At 58.9% G+C, this 15,273-nt stretch carries 11 protein-coding genes; 6 read left to right on the top strand and 5 right to left on the bottom strand.

Features of this window, described 5'->3' with window-relative positions; translation table 11 throughout:
• Nucleotides 1-72: 72 nt before the first annotated feature.
• The 3 genes from LPW13_RS10020 to LPW13_RS10010 all read left to right on the top strand — a co-directional run bounded on the left by LPW13_RS10020 (nucleotide 73) and on the right by LPW13_RS10010 (nucleotide 4,788).
• Entirely contained in the window at nucleotides 73-1,605 is a 1,533-nt protein-coding gene (locus LPW13_RS10020; RefSeq protein WP_230435065.1) for an inactive transglutaminase family protein, read from the top strand.
• Nucleotides 1,605-2,591: an alpha-L-glutamate ligase-like protein gene (locus LPW13_RS10015; RefSeq protein WP_230435064.1), complete on the top strand. Its 987-nt coding sequence runs from the start codon at nucleotides 1,605-1,607 to the stop codon at nucleotides 2,589-2,591. Before LPW13_RS10020 ends, LPW13_RS10015 begins: the two co-directional genes overlap by 1 nt.
• A gap of 79 nt (nucleotides 2,592-2,670) precedes the next feature.
• Nucleotides 2,671-4,788 (top strand): TonB-dependent receptor, encoded by a 2,118-nt coding sequence (locus LPW13_RS10010; protein ID WP_230435062.1) that lies wholly within the window; start codon nucleotides 2,671-2,673, stop codon nucleotides 4,786-4,788.
• An 18-nt stretch (nucleotides 4,789-4,806) separates the two neighbouring features.
• On the opposite strand, the gene LPW13_RS10005 is transcribed toward LPW13_RS10010, so the two are convergent.
• From LPW13_RS10005 to LPW13_RS09995, 3 genes are all read right to left on the bottom strand, one after another.
• Nucleotides 4,807-5,703 carry a hypothetical protein gene (locus LPW13_RS10005; protein WP_230435060.1) on the bottom strand — a complete coding sequence of 299 codons (897 nt, stop codon included), beginning with the start codon at nucleotides 5,701-5,703 and terminating at the stop codon, nucleotides 4,807-4,809.
• Between the two features lie 21 nt (nucleotides 5,704-5,724).
• A complete protein-coding gene (locus LPW13_RS10000) occupies nucleotides 5,725-6,150 on the bottom strand; it encodes a DNA polymerase III subunit chi (protein ID WP_230435058.1) in 426 nt (141 codons plus the stop codon).
• A gap of 390 nt (nucleotides 6,151-6,540) precedes the next feature.
• Entirely contained in the window at nucleotides 6,541-8,010 is a 1,470-nt protein-coding gene (locus tag LPW13_RS09995) for a leucyl aminopeptidase (RefSeq protein WP_230435056.1), read from the bottom strand.
• A 427-nt stretch (nucleotides 8,011-8,437) separates the two neighbouring features.
• Between LPW13_RS09995 and lptF the strand changes: the two genes are divergently transcribed.
• Nucleotides 8,438-9,568, top strand: a complete 1,131-nt coding sequence (gene lptF, locus LPW13_RS09990; protein ID WP_230435055.1) for an LPS export ABC transporter permease LptF — start codon at nucleotides 8,438-8,440, stop codon at nucleotides 9,566-9,568.
• Nucleotides 9,555-10,616, top strand: a complete 1,062-nt coding sequence (gene lptG, locus LPW13_RS09985) for an LPS export ABC transporter permease LptG (protein ID WP_230435053.1) — start codon at nucleotides 9,555-9,557, stop codon at nucleotides 10,614-10,616. Before lptF ends, lptG begins: the two co-directional genes overlap by 14 nt.
• A 214-nt stretch (nucleotides 10,617-10,830) precedes the next feature.
• Here the strand turns inward: lptG and LPW13_RS09980 are convergent, their stop codons facing one another.
• Nucleotides 10,831-11,331, bottom strand: a complete 501-nt coding sequence (locus LPW13_RS09980) for an RDD family protein (RefSeq protein WP_230435051.1) — start codon at nucleotides 11,329-11,331, stop codon at nucleotides 10,831-10,833.
• A gap of 60 nt (nucleotides 11,332-11,391) precedes the next feature.
• Nucleotides 11,392-11,880, bottom strand: coding sequence for a hypothetical protein (locus LPW13_RS09975; RefSeq protein ID WP_230435049.1), 489 nt, complete (start codon nucleotides 11,878-11,880; stop codon nucleotides 11,392-11,394).
• A 581-nt stretch (nucleotides 11,881-12,461) separates the two neighbouring features.
• On the opposite strand from LPW13_RS09975, the gene LPW13_RS09970 reads away from it, so the two are divergent.
• Nucleotides 12,462-15,170 (top strand): family 20 glycosylhydrolase, encoded by a 2,709-nt coding sequence (locus tag LPW13_RS09970; RefSeq protein WP_230435048.1) that lies wholly within the window; start codon nucleotides 12,462-12,464, stop codon nucleotides 15,168-15,170.
• Nucleotides 15,171-15,273 lie beyond the last annotated feature (103 nt).

Genomic DNA, 15,273 nt, shown 5'->3' with positions numbered 1-15,273 from the left:
GCACTGGCGCACGGAAGCTGATCGGGCAAAAATAGCGAAAAGCTGTACTGATACTTACACGGGGATCGGCGAATGTCGCCACGGGCTCAGGTCTATATTCTCGCCGCGCTGCTCGCTGTCATGGGCGCCGGCCTTACCATCTACAAACATTTTGAACTGGGCTTTCCACTGTTGCCCGGTGAATACCGTACCGTATGGACCATCGAAGCCAAGGTCGGCTTTACTGCCGATGACGGTCCGGTCAAAGTCGCCCTGACGCTGCCTCGCGCCCAGCGCAATATGGAAGTGTTGGGGGAAACTTTCAGCTCCTCCGGCTACGGCTTCAACGTCATTCGTGAAGACGATGAGTACCGCGCGATATGGGCGCGTCGCTCCGCGACCGGTGCCCAATCGCTTTTCTATCAGCTGGATGTGCACCAGACGCCGGGGGCACCGCTCGAGCAGCCCCTGGACCTCAGTACTGAAGTCACCAAGCCATTCCTCGGGGCCCGCGAGCAGGAAGCGGTACGCCTCGCCATCTACTCTCTGGTGGACAACGCCCGCGAACGCTCTTCCGATACCCGCACTTTCACTTCTGAATTGCTGACGGCTCTCAATGACAATCGCAATCAGGATCGCAACCTGATTTTCGGTTATTACAAAGACAAGTCCCTGGTGGATATGGCACTGCTGGTGCTGGCGGTAGCGGACATTCCCGCGCACCGCATTCGCGGTCTCTATCTGGAAGATGATCGCCGTCGGTTGGCTCCGGAAGATCTGCTGGAAATATTCGATGGCAAGCGCTGGGTGGTGTTCGAGCCCACCAGTGCATCACCGGGCGTGCCGAAAAACTTCTTTATCTGGCAGCGCGGTGGCAAAAGCCTGTTGGACGTAGAGGGCGGGCGCAACTCCAAGGTCACCTTCTCGGTCATTTCCAATGACGTGCCGGCGCGCGATGTGGCCATGCTCAGTACCATCGAGGGCAAAGAGGCGCTGGTGGACTTTTCCATCTACAGCCTTCCCATCGAACAGCAGAGCATCTTCAAATTGATCCTGTTGGTACCGGTGGGGGCACTGGTGGTGGTTCTGTTGCGGGTGTTCGTGGGCCTGCGCACTTCCGGCACTTTCATGCCGGTGCTGCTGGCGATTGCGTTTATCGAGACCCAGCTGTTTACCGGTCTCGCCATTTTCGTTTTGATCCTGATCCTGGGTCTGTGGATACGGTTCTACCTCAGCAGGCTTAACCTGCTCCTTGTGGCGAGGATCGCCGCCGTGGTGGTGACGGTGGTGATATTGATGGGGGCCATCAGCGTGGTCAGTTACAAACTCGGTATCGAGCAGGCGCTGACGGTGACCTTCTTCCCCATGATCATTCTTGCCTGGACCATCGAGCGGATGTCCATTGTGTGGGAAGAAGACGGCCCCTATGAAGTGGTGGTGCAGGCCGGAGGCAGTCTGCTGGTGGCGGTGATCGCCTGGTGGGTGATGACCAACCGCTATATCGAGCACTGGACGTTCAACTTCCCCGAGCTGCTGCTGGTATTACTGGGCTTCATCATGATCGTCGGTAACTATACCGGCTACCGTCTCGGAGAGCTGGCGCGGTTCCGCCAGCTGGAGAACTGATGCAGTTACCCTCGTTTCTCCGTGGCGGCCTGGTATCGCCATTTAGGTTGCGCAAGCTCGGCGTGCTGGGAATGAATGCGCGCAACGTGCATTACATTGCCCAATACAACGATCGCGACAAGTACCCGATCGTTGATGACAAGCTCAATACCAAGCGGGCCGCGAAACGCTGTGGTATTTCCGTTCCGGAACTGATCGCCGCCTTTGAAACCCAGCCCAGCCGCAAGCGGGTGATGGAAGTGATCGAACCGCTGGAAAAGTTTGTGATCAAGCCTGCACGGGGTTCCGGTGGCAAAGGGATCCTGGTGATTGTCGGGCGCGATGGCGACGACTATCTCAAGCCTTCCGGCAGCAAAGTGACGGCGTTGGATATCCAGCGCCACGTGAGCAATATCCACAGTGGCCTGTACAGTCTCGGCGGTAAACCGGACCGGGTGATGATTGAAGCCCTGGTAGATTTCGATCCGATTTTCGACAACTACTCCTTTGAAGGTGTGCCGGATATCCGCGTGATTGTATTCCGCGGCTTTCCGGTAATGGCCATGTTGCGCTGCTCCACCCACTCGTCTGACGGCAAGGCGAATCTGCACCAGGGTGCCGTGGGGGTTGGCGTGGACCTCGCCAGCGGCAAAAGCTGTCACGCGGTCCAGCACGGCCTGCGTATTGATAAGCACCCGGATACCGAAAAACCGTTTGCTGACCTGGAAGTGCCGGGTTGGCAGGAACTGGTGCGCCTTGCAGCCAGTTGCTATGAGATGACAGGTCTCGGGTACCTCGGCTGCGATATCGTGCTCGACCGACAGCGCGGCCCCCTGTTGCTGGAAGCCAATGCACGGCCGGGGCTTGCGATCCAGATTGCCAATGGTGTTGGTTTGCGCACCCGTCTCGAGCATATCGAATCGATGGATCTCGAACAGCTGGAAAAGAACGTGGACGAGCGGGTTGCGTATTCCATGGATTATTTCGCTGCGGACGCCACTATTTAATATTCATCCGTTAATATTCGCCCGCAAACATTCACCCATTAAGTTCGCCCGTTCATCGGGCATTTCTCCGGAGCCTTGTATGCGCGCACTACTGCGCACTTGTCTGATCGGTGCCAGCATCCTGATCTCCCCGTACGCCCTCGCGGACGATACCGCCGTCGATGCCCGCGATTCTTCCCGGTTGGAGACCGTGACCGTAACCGAGAGCCGTATGCTGCGCGAAACCGCGTATTCCAGCGTCAGTATTTCCCGTATCGATGAAGACACTGTTCGCCAGCGCGCGGCGGTACACCCCAGTGAGCTGATTACTGCCCCCGGGGTCTGGATCAGTCGCGGCAATGGCCAGGAGCATCTCACTGCCATTCGCTCCCCGGTACTGACCGGCGCCGGGAGTTGTGGTGCCTTTGCGGTGGTGGAGGAGGGCGTACCGGTACGGGGCACCGGCTTTTGCAATGTGAATCAACTGTTCGACAGTAACCTGGCACAGGCCGGCGGGGTGGAGGTACTGCGCGGACCGGGTACCGTGTTATATGGCTCCGATGCCCAGCACGGTGTGATCAATATTCTGAGCCGGGTACCGGAGCGCAACCTCGACAGTCTGGCGCTGGAGGCGGGCGCGAACGATTACCAGCGGATAAAAGTGGCGCACAGCCGCACCGCAGAAACACAGACGGATGCGGCCCGGACGAAAGGTTTCCGTGTCAGCTTTAACGGTGCCCGTGACGGTGGCTACAAGCACGACTCCGGATACGATCAACAGAAGCTGACATTCCGCCATGACTGGCACAGCGGCGAAGTGAGTGCTCAGACACTGGTAAACCTGAGTAACCTCAACCAGGAGACCGCGGGTTATGTGTCCGGCAAAGGCGCGTACAAGGATGCCGCGCGCAAGCGGGAAAACCCCAACCCCGAAGCATTCCGGGATACCCGGTCTGCCCGGGCGCAGACCCGCATCGAGATCGCGACCGGGGAGGACAGTCAGTGGGTGATCACTCCCTACGCGCGCGCGACGGATATGGCTTTCCTGATGCACTTCCTGCCGGGAACGCCGCTGGAAGAAAATGGACAGACAGGTGCTGGCGTGCAAACCGCCCACCACCGTCAATTGAGCGAATCCATATCACTGATCAGTGGTGTAGACCTGGAGTTGACAGATGCCTGGTTACGACAGACCCAGGACGGCGGCTTTTCGTCTTTCCCGGCGGGGAAGCAGTACGATTACAGCGTAACTGCCATGGTTGGCGCCGCTTATTCCAGTGTGGATTGGCAACTCTCCCAGGCAACGGGCGCATCCCTGGGTGCGCGTTTTGAAACCCTGCACTACGACTACGACAACCGGATGCGCAGTGGCGATACCGCGGAAGATGGCAGCATCTGTATCAACGGTTATACCGGTGTCGAGGGGTGTCGCTACACCCGGCCGGAAGATCGCTCGGACCAGTTTGAAAACCTCTCGCTCAACCTCAGCCTGCACCATCAGTTCTCCAGAAGCCTGAGTGGGGTCGCACGGCTCGCCCGTGGATTTCGCGCGCCGCAGGCAACGGAGCTGTACCGTTTGCAGAACGGACAGATGCAGGCGGGGTTGGACTCTGAGGCCGTCGACAGCCTGGAGCTCGGTCTGCGCGGCGGCTCCAGTGCGGTGCGCTGGAACCTCACCGGCTATTACATGGAAAAAGACAATGTCATTTTCCAGTCTTCCGAGCGCCTCAACCTCAGTGACGGGAAGACCCGGCATTACGGGCTGGAATACGAGTTTGGCTGGCTACCGGTGGACAACTGGGAAGTCGCGGTCGGTGGCAACCTCTCCCGTCACCGTTACACCAACAATGTATCTGCGCCCGGCAGTGATTTGCTGATCAAAACGCGCGGCAATGATATCGACACCGCGCCGCGACGTCAGCACAACCTGTCACTCAGCTGGATTCCGGTTGAAGAAACCCGTGTGACAATGCAATGGCAGTCTCTGGGGCGCTATTACACGGATATTGAAAACGCCCACGAGTATCCGGGGCACGACCTGTTGAATCTGAGCTTGCGGCACTCGCTATCAGAAACGGTGGCGGTCGGCCTGCGGGTACGCAATCTAATGAACGTGGATTACGCGGAGCGGGCCGATTACTCGAGCCTGGGTGGTGGCGATCGATATTTTATCGGCGAGCCACGTAGCGTATACGGAAATGTGCGCGTGACGTTCTGATTGAGTCAGAAGCGTGCGTTACTGGTCCTGGCTGTATAGCCCGTCGACCATCAGGGTAATACTGAGGCGCAAATGCCGTTCCAGCTCGGGCAACTGTTCGGCCATCAACTGGTCGATCAATGCCTGCCGTTCCTCTCGGCTCAGCCGTGTATCATCTTCAGGCTCTTCAGGTGTGCCCGGCTCCAGCTCTACAGCAGTCGATGAAGGGGCGCCCTCTGGAGCTGCTTTTTCTACTGTTTCTGTAGGCTTAGGTTCTGTACGCGGGATCCTGCCGCCGGTCAGTCGCGCGCGAATATGCGGCGGCAGGAAAGGGTTTTCACTGGCTGCTGCCCGCTTCTCGGCGTTCGGAGCCGTGGCCGGATCTGGCCTTGCAGCTTGAGATCCCGGTTCTCCCTCCTCTTCACCCTCGTCCTTGCTTCCGCCTTTATTGCCAAACAGCTCCGGTTGAACCTCTTTCCTTGCCTGAAGCGCAACAGGGGTCTGCGTCGGATCGGATTCGCCGGTGTCCTGTGGGGCGTTGGCGGGCTGGGCCGCGGTATCTGTAAGCGTCTCTTCCCCGAGGGTCTGTCCCCGCAGCGGTTGCTGAGGTTCCGGGCCGCGCGGTAGTGCTTGTAGTGGGCGCAACAGCGCCCGGTCGGCATCGCTCAGCTCCGCGCTGAACGCTTCTTCGGGCTCTTCGTCCACCGGTGAAAACAGGATCGGCAGGTCGGCCTCTTCCAGTGGGCGCGGCGGTTGGGTGGGTTGTTGCGGTGGTCGTCCGTCGGCTGGGGGGGCATCGGCAACCTGATCGAGCAGGGGAATGTCCGCTTCCGCCTCTTCACTGCCGAGCAGCTCCCGCAGCGAGTTGAGCTCGTTGAGTAGCTCGTGGGGAGGCTGGCTGCGATGGTGCTTTCTGTTTTTCTTTCGACCGGACATGGCAGCGGGTTCTGTGACGGCTCAGTTGGGAATTTTGTGAGATTGTAACGGATATCCGCGATCGCGAAAGTGACTGTATCGCGTTCTGGAGCGGGCGAGGGAATCCGGGTGCTGGCAGACGATTTCGGCGAGTCGTTCAAAGCGGCTGAACCAGGCGGGAATGTCGCTGCACAGGTTGATGAGCAGGCCGTGGTGTTGGCCGGGGTCTTCGCCGTGGTTGATCTCGATGGCGGCTTGCTGGTCTTTGTCTTGGGGTGCGTGGGGCAGGAAGCTGTCTTCGCGGTAGGTCCACAGCAGGTTGTCGAATTTTTGTGCGTGCTCGTTACTGTCTACGGCAATCAGCACCCGCAGGCCGTTACGGAAGGCTTTTTCCGCGAGGCGACAGGCGAAGTTGTCGATTTCCTCCGGGTTTTCGGAGGGTAGGACATAGAAATCTATTCGGGTCATGAAGTGTTGTTTGTTGCTCGAAAGGCGGGAGTTAAGGCGGCGATACCCGGTACAACCTTGCGAGACCTTCAAAAACAGGATGTTTTTGCAGAGCCCCCATGGATGGGTTCACGGCGTGTCTCGCAAGGTTGTACCGGGTAGCGCCGCCGCCCAAGCATTGGTTCGGTGCTTCGTAACCGGTGCTGGGGCGGTGGATACAGCGGTGACGATTCGCGAGACACGAGCTAGGCGCCCCCCCGTAAACCCATCCCTGGGGGCTCGGCTGCGGCCGGTCCGGCCGCTTCAACGCGGCGCCTTCGGCCCTGCCGCAGACGGTCTCGCGAATCGTCCCCGCTGCCTCCACCTTCGCTCTGGCGTTATCTCTTCGTTGCTACCTGATGTAAATATCGCTTACTTCTTGTTCAGAATGTATTGCATCAACAGCGGTACCGGGCGTCCAGTTGCGCCCTTGGCGGCACCGGAGTTCCAGGCGCTGCCGGCGATGTCCAGGTGCGCCCAGTTGTACTCTTCAGTGAACCGCGCCAGGAAGCAGGCGGCCGTGACGGAGCCCGCTTCGCGGCCACCGATGTTCTGCATGTCGGCGAAGTTGGAGTTCAGCATCGGCTGGTACTCGTCCCACAGCGGCATGCGCCAGGCGCGGTCGCCAGTGGTCTCGCCGGCACCAATCAGGTCTTCCGCCAGCTTGTCCTGATTCGCGTACAGGCCAGTGGCATGGCTGCCCAGGGCAATGACGCAGGCGCCGGTCAGGGTGGCAACGTCGATCACCACGCTGGGCTTGAACTTGCCCGCGTATGTAAGCGCATCGCACAGTACCAGACGGCCCTCGGCGTCGGTGTTGAGGATCTCAATGGTCTTGCCAGACATGGAGGTGACAACGTCACCGGGCTTGCTGGCGCGGCCGCTGGGCATGTTCTCGGCGGCGGCGACGATACCCACCACATTCACCGGGGCTTCCATTGTCACCAGGGCGTTCATTACCCCGAACACGCTGGCAGCACCACACATGTCGAACTTCATCTCATCCATAGCCGCGCCGGGCTTGAGGCTGATACCGCCGGTGTCGAAGGTGATGCCTTTGCCCACCAGGACGATCGGCTTCTGGCTCGTTTTGCCGCCCTTGTAGTTCATGGCGATCATGGCCGCTGGCTCGTCGCTGCCCTTGGCCACGCTCATGAATGCACCCATGCCCATGGATTCCATTTTCTTGTTATCCAGCACGGTGGTGGTGAGCTTGGTATGTTTTTTAGCCAGGGCCTTGGCTTCACTGACGAGGTAGTTGGGCGTGCAGATGTTGCCGGGCAGGTTGCCCAGCTCGCGGGCGACGTTGCTGCCCTGGGCCTGAGCGGCACCCACCGCGGCGCCTTTCTGTGCCGCTTTGAGTTGCTTTTTGTCGATGCCGTGAACAGTGAACTTTGCCAGGGGGTGTTCCTTACTGTCGCTCAGGCAGCGGGTAAACTTGTAGCTGGCCAGGCCTGCGGCAAGGGCGGTCTGTTGTGCCTTCCACTGGATATCGGCGTCAGTGACTGTCAGTTCGGTGAGGTAGCTGCTGGCATCTTTCAGGTCTTTGACCGCGTTGGCACTGGCGGTGGCAAGTTTGCGGAACTCCGCCTGGCTGATCGGGGCATTACTGCTGCGGACCATCAGAACGCGATCTGCGCCGCCTTCAACCTGTGGGATCATCAGGGTGCTGCCGGCGGACTTGCCCAGGTCGCCCCGCTTGAGCAGCTTGCTGAGGCCGCCGTCATTTGCTTTGTCGAGGGCGGCGCCGCTATCGGTGAAGCGGTTTTTGCTGTCGACGGCAACGATGGCACAGGCACTGCGCTGCTTGCAGATATCGGTGACCTTGGCATTGAACTGCATAGTGGTATTTCCTTCCTTTCCCGTGAATGAATCGGGATTTAATGATTTAGGCGCGAGATTGCCGAATCTGATGTATTCGAAGTGTGTTCGCGCTGGCGATTTGTCGGGCTGCCGGCCAGACTTCCGGATCGTGTTGCTGAACTTCCCCGCCGCAACAGCGGTCTGATGGGAGGCCATACGGTAGCAGGGATTGTGCCTGCCCCGGGCAACAATCTTTCAGGGGCCGGTTGCCAACCCAGTGCCTGTTGGCTCATCTCAGGTTTTCCTGGGCAGGTCAACCGAGACAACGCCGGGCTTTTTAGTGATAATGCGCCGCACAAGTTTAACCCGACTGGGACCGGATTGCTTGAATGACCTATCTTCAATCTGGAATCTACGCATTTTCTCACCAATAAATTCAGACGCAATCAGGGAAACTGGTCGTTAAGTGATTATTTTCCGCTATCTCTGTCGCGAACTTTTAGGCGCGACGTTGGCCGTTAGCGCGGTGCTATTGCTGATGGTCGTCAGTGGCCGTTTTGTGAAGTACCTGGCAGATGCGGCTGCGGGCGACATGTCTGCCGGAATTCTGTTTTCCCTGATGGGATACCGCCTGCCGGGTTTTCTCGAGCTGGTGATTCCGCTCGGATTTTTCGTCGGTATTCTGCTGGCCTACGGTCGCCTCTACATCGAAAGTGAAATGACGGTGCTGCACGCCTGTGGTTTCAGTGAGCGTCAGCTGCTGCGCTATACCCTGATCCCCGCAGTGGCGGTGGCATTGCTGGTGGCAGCCATGAGTCTGTTCCTGACGCCTATCGGCATTGAGCGCACGTCCCAGTTATTGACCGCCGACAAGACGCGCAACGAGTTCGATCACCTGGTGCCAAGGAAGTTTATCGCCACCGAAGGGGATCGCGCGGTGTATTACGCCGATTCGCTCAGTGACGACCGCTCCACCATGCACGATGTGTTTCTTGCCGAGCTCGGTTCCTCGCGGGGCGAGACGGAGTCGGACCACCAGATCGTTACCGTGGCGCGGGAAGGGGTGCAGCAGATTGACCCGGAAACGGGGCTGCGCTACCTGGTGCTGCGCGACGGATACCGTTACGAGGGGATCCCCGGCCAGCGCGACTATCGCCAGATGGCCTTCGCCAGTTACGAAGTGCTGTTGGAAATCCCGCGCCTGCGCACCAAAGCCGGTGAGCGGATACAGTCCATGTCTACCGCATCGCTGCTGAAGAGCGATAACCCCCAGGAGCGCGGCAACCTGCATTACCGTTTCAGCCTGCCCGTGCTGGTGCTGGTGGTGGCGATACTCGCGGTACCGCTGAGCCGCACCAACCCCCGGCAGGGACGTTACGCGAAAATGATCCCAGCGGTATTACTGTACATTATTTATCTGGTGGCACTGCAGGGCGTCCGCGGGGCGATTGAGGACGGCAAGATTGAGCAGCCGTGGGCGATCTGGCTTGTGCATCCGCCGTTCCTGATTCTCGGGCTGTTGATGCTCGGCGGACGCCGGCTCCGCAAGCCGCGCAAACGGATGGCGCCGGAGGGAGGTGACGATGTCCAAGCTTGATCGCTATATCGGGCGCGCGGTGCTGTTCGCGATACTCGCCGTATTAATGGTGATTCTCGGTCTGGACGTCATTTCCGCGATCGTCGACGAACTTGGCGACCTGGGCGGTGATTACCAGTTCTCCGATCTGTTGAAATATGTACTGTGGACGCTGCCCAGCCGAATTTATGATCAGCTCGGATTTTCCGCGCTGGTGGGCTGTATGGTGGGGCTGGGTACCCTGGCCAGTACCAGTGAGCTGACGGTAATGCGCGCAGCGGGAGTCTCCATCGGACGCATCACCTGGGCGGTCATGAAACCGGTACTTGCGCTGATCGTATGCGGGCTGCTGTTGGCGGAGCTGGTCATTCCGGTGACCAACCAGCAGGCGGAGAGCCTGAAAGCGGTCGCTCAGGGCGACCTGAAAGCCGTCGGGCTGGAAAAGGGCCTCTGGTTCCAGGACCGGGGCGAGTTTGTGCACTTCAATGCGGCGTTGCCCGGCGGCACCTTGTTTGGGATCACCCGCTATCGGTTCGATAAGGATCACCAGTTGCAGCGGGTGGTGTTTTCCGAACGGGGGCATTTCGATGATGGTCGCTGGGAGCTGCAGAACAGCCGCGAAACCCGCCTGACCCCGGAGCGTGCGACCAGCGATGCGAGCACTACCAGCTATTGGGAATCAGACATTTCACCAGACCTGTTTGAGCTGGTGGTGCCGATGCCTTCGGACCTTTCGCCGCGCAGCCTCTGGTCCTATAGCAATTTCCTTGATCGCAAGGGAGAGGAGTCGGGGCACTACTGGCTGGCGTTCTGGAAGAAGGTCCTGCAACCGCTGACCATTGCGGGGCTGGTGATGATGGCCATTTCCTTCATCTTCGGGCCGCTGCGCGAGGTGACCACCGGGCTGCGGGTATTTACCGGGGTGATTGTGGGCGTGGTATTCCAGACCGTGCAGGATATGCTGGGGCCATCTTCGGTGGTATTCGGCTTTCCACCGTTTATCGCAGTCATCCTGCCGATTCTTGCCAGCTTCCTGCTGGGGTGGGTGCTGCTGAAGCGGGCGCGTTGACGTTTTATCCCTGCTGTAGTGGCGGCGGCGCTAGCGGGTACAACCTCGCGAGACACGCCGTAAACCCATCCGTGGGGGCTCTTCTGCGAGGTGGCCCGGCCGCTCCAGGTATTCACGGCGCCTTCGGCCCCTCTCGCAGAAGGTCTCGCAAGGTTGTACCCGCTAGCGCCGCCTTCGCCCAAAGCTTACAGGGACAATGAGTCACCAGATTTCTTTATTTCTTCTTTCCCTTCTTTGGTAGGACTCTAACCTCTGAATCCGATGCCAGATCGTGCCAGGTGGCGCGATCCTGGCGGAAGTAGCCCCAGAAAAAGCCCAGTCCGAGACATGCCAGTGATGCCGGCGCCACCAGCGCCCGGATCGTGCACTGGTACCAGCTTAGTTGCATGCCATTGTTGTTGGCCACCATCATCCGCCAGGCGCGCATGCCGATGGTCTGCCCTGCCGCCCGCCAGGACCAGAAAAAGTAGCCCGCAGTCACCGCCAGCAGCCCCAGCTGATACAGGGGGCCGCCGACACAGGGGGTGTAATCGAGTGCTTCCGGGTGGCACTGCAGGCTACCGAAGGTGGAGGTGATCAGCATGGCGAGAAACCCGTAGACCATCCACAGTCCGGCAATGATCAGTGCGTCATACACTAGTGCCATCAGGCGACGAGCGGGGCCGGCGATCGGGAGTTGATTGAATGCGGTGGGGGTGGATACGGGCTTGGGCACGGGAATCTCCGCCATTGGCCATTGAAAGTGGCGGAGATTCTATGCGATAGGCAGTGTGAGTTAAAACTCGTACTCGAAGGAGACCTTGAACTTGTCTCCAGAGAGGCGCACGTCGTAGTCCAGCGCGCTGTTGAACTGACCATGGCTCTTGGTGTAACGCAGCAGCGGGTGTTGCTGGTTGCGCTTGTGCTGCTCCATATAGGTTTTAAACCCCATTTTCAGGATTTCGTTCACGGCGCGCCCGCCGGTGATGGTCTCTGTCTCTTCCGGATTGGTATGCAGCTGAAGCCATTGGTGATTCAGGCGGCGGTGGACCATGCCCATGGAGTTGTTGCGCAGGTTTTCGGCGGACTCGTAAAGGGCTTGGTTGTCCATACCGAAGGCGCTATCAATAAAGAAGGCATTGTCGGCCTGGAGGTTGAGGCCGCTGGTGGAGTCGGGAATGAAAATGTCGTCAGCGAGCGCACCGGAGGAAGCGGGAAGCAAAAGAAGACCAAGCACTGCGGAAAAGTGCTTTCGGGTACGAAACTGAGTACTGCGAGTTTCCATGGGTCTACCCTGGGTGTTTAGTCTGTGGCTGGCAGCTGCTTGATCAATATCTGAACAGCTACTGAATTTATTATGGCTCACCCTTTAGTAACTGATGTATCTCATAAATCCGGACACTTTGCCATGTCCAGTCGTGAATTTTGGTTTGTATTTGGTCATATTTCTGTACGCCCCGTCACAGCTGGATATCCACAGTGTTGCCGATAATCTGGAACCCGGGGTGAGGATTCCGCCAATGTTTTTTCATATCAGAACCCTTTGGTCGAACCCGCGCATATAAAAAATTCGTCTAGTTCATCCACTGGTCAGACATTAGAGGGGCGAAATTGGCGAAAGCAGATTGCTAAGTGTTGTGCCAGAAAGCAGAGTAGGGAAGTGCAGAGCGCCGAAAAGCTGAGTGCCAGTGCTTCTTGCATTTTTTGAGGTGCTTTGGGGAGCATTTGTTGACAGCGCTGTCTTTTTCGATATGGTAGAAAACCCGGTCGTCAGAAACCGGTGCATACTGGTGGCCCACCTATTACCTTGAGTTAGTTGTCAGGAGGGCGCTACGGATTGAATACGGATATAACAAGAGAAACTCCATGAATCGGCTCCCCCTGTTTGCCAGTTTGGCCTTGTCTTCCCTGATTGCTGCCTGTGGCAAGCCCTCGCCAGAAGCGAATGCAGCAAGCTCTGCAGAGCGTATCGCAGAACACTTTGCAGTAACCCAGGAAGTGCTCACCAACTTTCAGGGGGTGGATCAACCGTTGCGGTCCCAGTGCAAAGCAGCGGGTGGCAGTGGCGCCGCATGCTTTACTTACCGGATCAGCTTGATCAATGAAGGCCCGGCGATCGCGGCGGATGAGCGCGACTGGAAGCTGTATTTCCATAGCGTGCGCCGTACCTTCAAGCTGCTCAATAGCGAGGCGTTTACCCTCGAGCGGGTCAACGGCGATCTGCACCGCCTCATCCCCAATGAAAAATTTGCCGGTATCGGTGCTGGTGAAACTCTGCCTCTGGAGTTTCTGGCGGAGAGCTGGATCCAGTTCGAATCCGACTTCCAGCCACGCCTGTTTGTAGTCGATGGCGCCGGTGAGGCACATGTGATCGCCAGTACCGATACCGACGATCTGGACGGCATGGTGTTGCCGATCAATAAGAATCACCCGGACAATTGGAAGCGCACCGCTTCTGATGCCAATACCCTGGCCACAGCGGCCAGCCGCCATCAGCGTTATACCGCCGAGACCGATCCCGAAGCGGGAGAAGGGTGGCGCAGTCGCATTATTCCCAAGCCCCTGTCCGTGCAGTCTGTTGCAGACGCACCGGTGGTTCTGGAGGCTGGGCTTTCCATTACCGGCGGCGGCCTGTCAGAGGGCAGTCTGTCGGCAGTGGCGCTGCGCCTTGAACAGCTGGGCCTGGCCGGGGCTGAAGGCGCTTACCCGGTGCAGACTACATTGGCCGCGGATAAATTCAGTGATATGCCCGCCGGTGCCTACCGACTGCGTGTAGGCGTGCAGGGTGCCGAGGTGACCGCCGCCGACGAGCAGGGCGTTTTTTACGGGGTGCAATCACTCCTTGCGCTGGTGGATCTGGAGAGTCGCGCTTTGCCGCAGGTGGAGGTGGAGGACGCCCCGCGCTTTGACCACCGCGGTCTGTTCCTGGATGTGGGGCGCAACTTTCACAGTAAAGAGGTGGTACTGAAACTGCTGGACCAGATGGCCGCCTACAAACTCAACCGTTTTCATTTTCACCTGTCAGACGATGAAGGCTGGCGCCTGGAGATCCCGGGACTGCCGGAGCTGACAGAAATTGGCGCCAAACGCTGTTTTGACTTGGAAGAAAACCGCTGCCTGTTACCGCAGCTGGGTTCCGGCCCTAACACCGATAACAACGGCAGCGGCTTTTTCTCTGTCGACGACTATATAGAGATAGTGCGCTATGCCGCCGATCGCCAGATCGAAGTGGTTCCGGAATTTGATATGCCGGCCCACGCCCGCTCCGCGGTGGTGGCGATGGAAGCGCGCTATCGCAAGTACAAGGATTCCGATCCGGCCAGGGCGGAAGCCTATCGTCTGATTGATCCGGAAGACGATACAAGGTATCTGTCGGTGCAGTTTTATGACGACAGCTATATCAACCCCTGTGTCGACTCCACTTATCATTTTGTGGACAAGCTGATTGGTGAGGTGCAGGCCATGCACCAGGCTGCCGGTCAGCCATTAAAGACCTGGCATTTCGGCGGTGACGAGGCGGTGAATATTCTCGCCGGTGACGGGTTTGAAGTCGGCCCGGGGGAGGATCCGGAAAAGGGCGATGTGACCGCGGATGTGCGCAGCAAGCCCTGGACCAACTCCCCCCAGTGCCAGAAGTTGATCGACGAGGGCATCGTAGAGTCTCTCGATGAGATGGGTGAGCTCTATGCCCGTCGCGTGAGTAAATTGGTGGCGGATGCCGGTATCGGCACCATGGCGGCGTGGAACGATGGTGTGAAGCGGATTGAGAGCGCGCAGCAGGAGCTGGCAACCGAGCGCAGTTATGTGAACTCCTGGGCGCCACTGTTCTGGGGTGGTGGTGATGAGAGCGTGCACTTTGCGGAAACCGGTTTTGATCTGGTGCAGTCGCACTCCGACTACCTCTACTTCGATATGCCGCAGGAAGTACACCCGGAAGAGCGCGGCTATTACTGGGCGTCCCGTTACACCGATACCCGCAAGACCTTCAGCTACGCGCCGTTGAATACTGCGCAGTTGGCGGAAATTTACCCCAACCGCGATGGCAACGGCTGGTCCGCCACCAGTCCGGCAGCGGATTTTGCCGACAGTGTGAAAGGTATTCAGGGGCAGCTGTGGAGCGAGGTGGTACGCACGGACGATGCGGTGGAATACCAGATGTTCCCACGTCTGCTCGCCCTGGCCGAGCGCGCCTGGCACCAGGCCGAGTGGGAGCTGCCCATTGAAGAGGGGCAGACGTTCTCCGCGGAAACCGGGTTCGTCGACAAAGCCGCCTTGGCGAAAGACTGGGCCGAGTTCTCTGCGGCGGTGGGCCGGAAGGAACTGCTTAAACTGGATCGCGCTGGGATCAATTACCGTATTCCGGTACCGGGGGCGATTGTCCGCGGTACGACCGTAGACGCTGCGCTGCCGTTGCCGGGGCTCCCGCTCGAGTATTTCGATGGTGAGCAGTGGCAACCGCTGGATCAGAATGCGGCGCCGCAAGCGGTGCAGTCCCTCCGCGCCCGCAGCGCCGATGGGGCGCGGGCCGGGCGCGCAACCAGCCTGGCGCCGGAGAATACCGTCGGTAGCCGTTAACGGATACTGTCTTTTTCTCGACTTTTAAAGCCCCCGACCTGTTCGGGGGCTTTTTCGTTGTGACGCGAAATTTCTCCGGGGCGATTGCCGGGTTTCGCCTTCT

The sequence above is a fragment of the Microbulbifer celer genome, assembly GCF_020991125.1.
GTDB lineage: Bacteria > Pseudomonadota > Gammaproteobacteria > Pseudomonadales > Cellvibrionaceae > Microbulbifer > Microbulbifer celer.
Note: the sequence above shows the minus strand (reverse complement) of the source record. Positions and strands in the feature narration are given on the sequence as shown.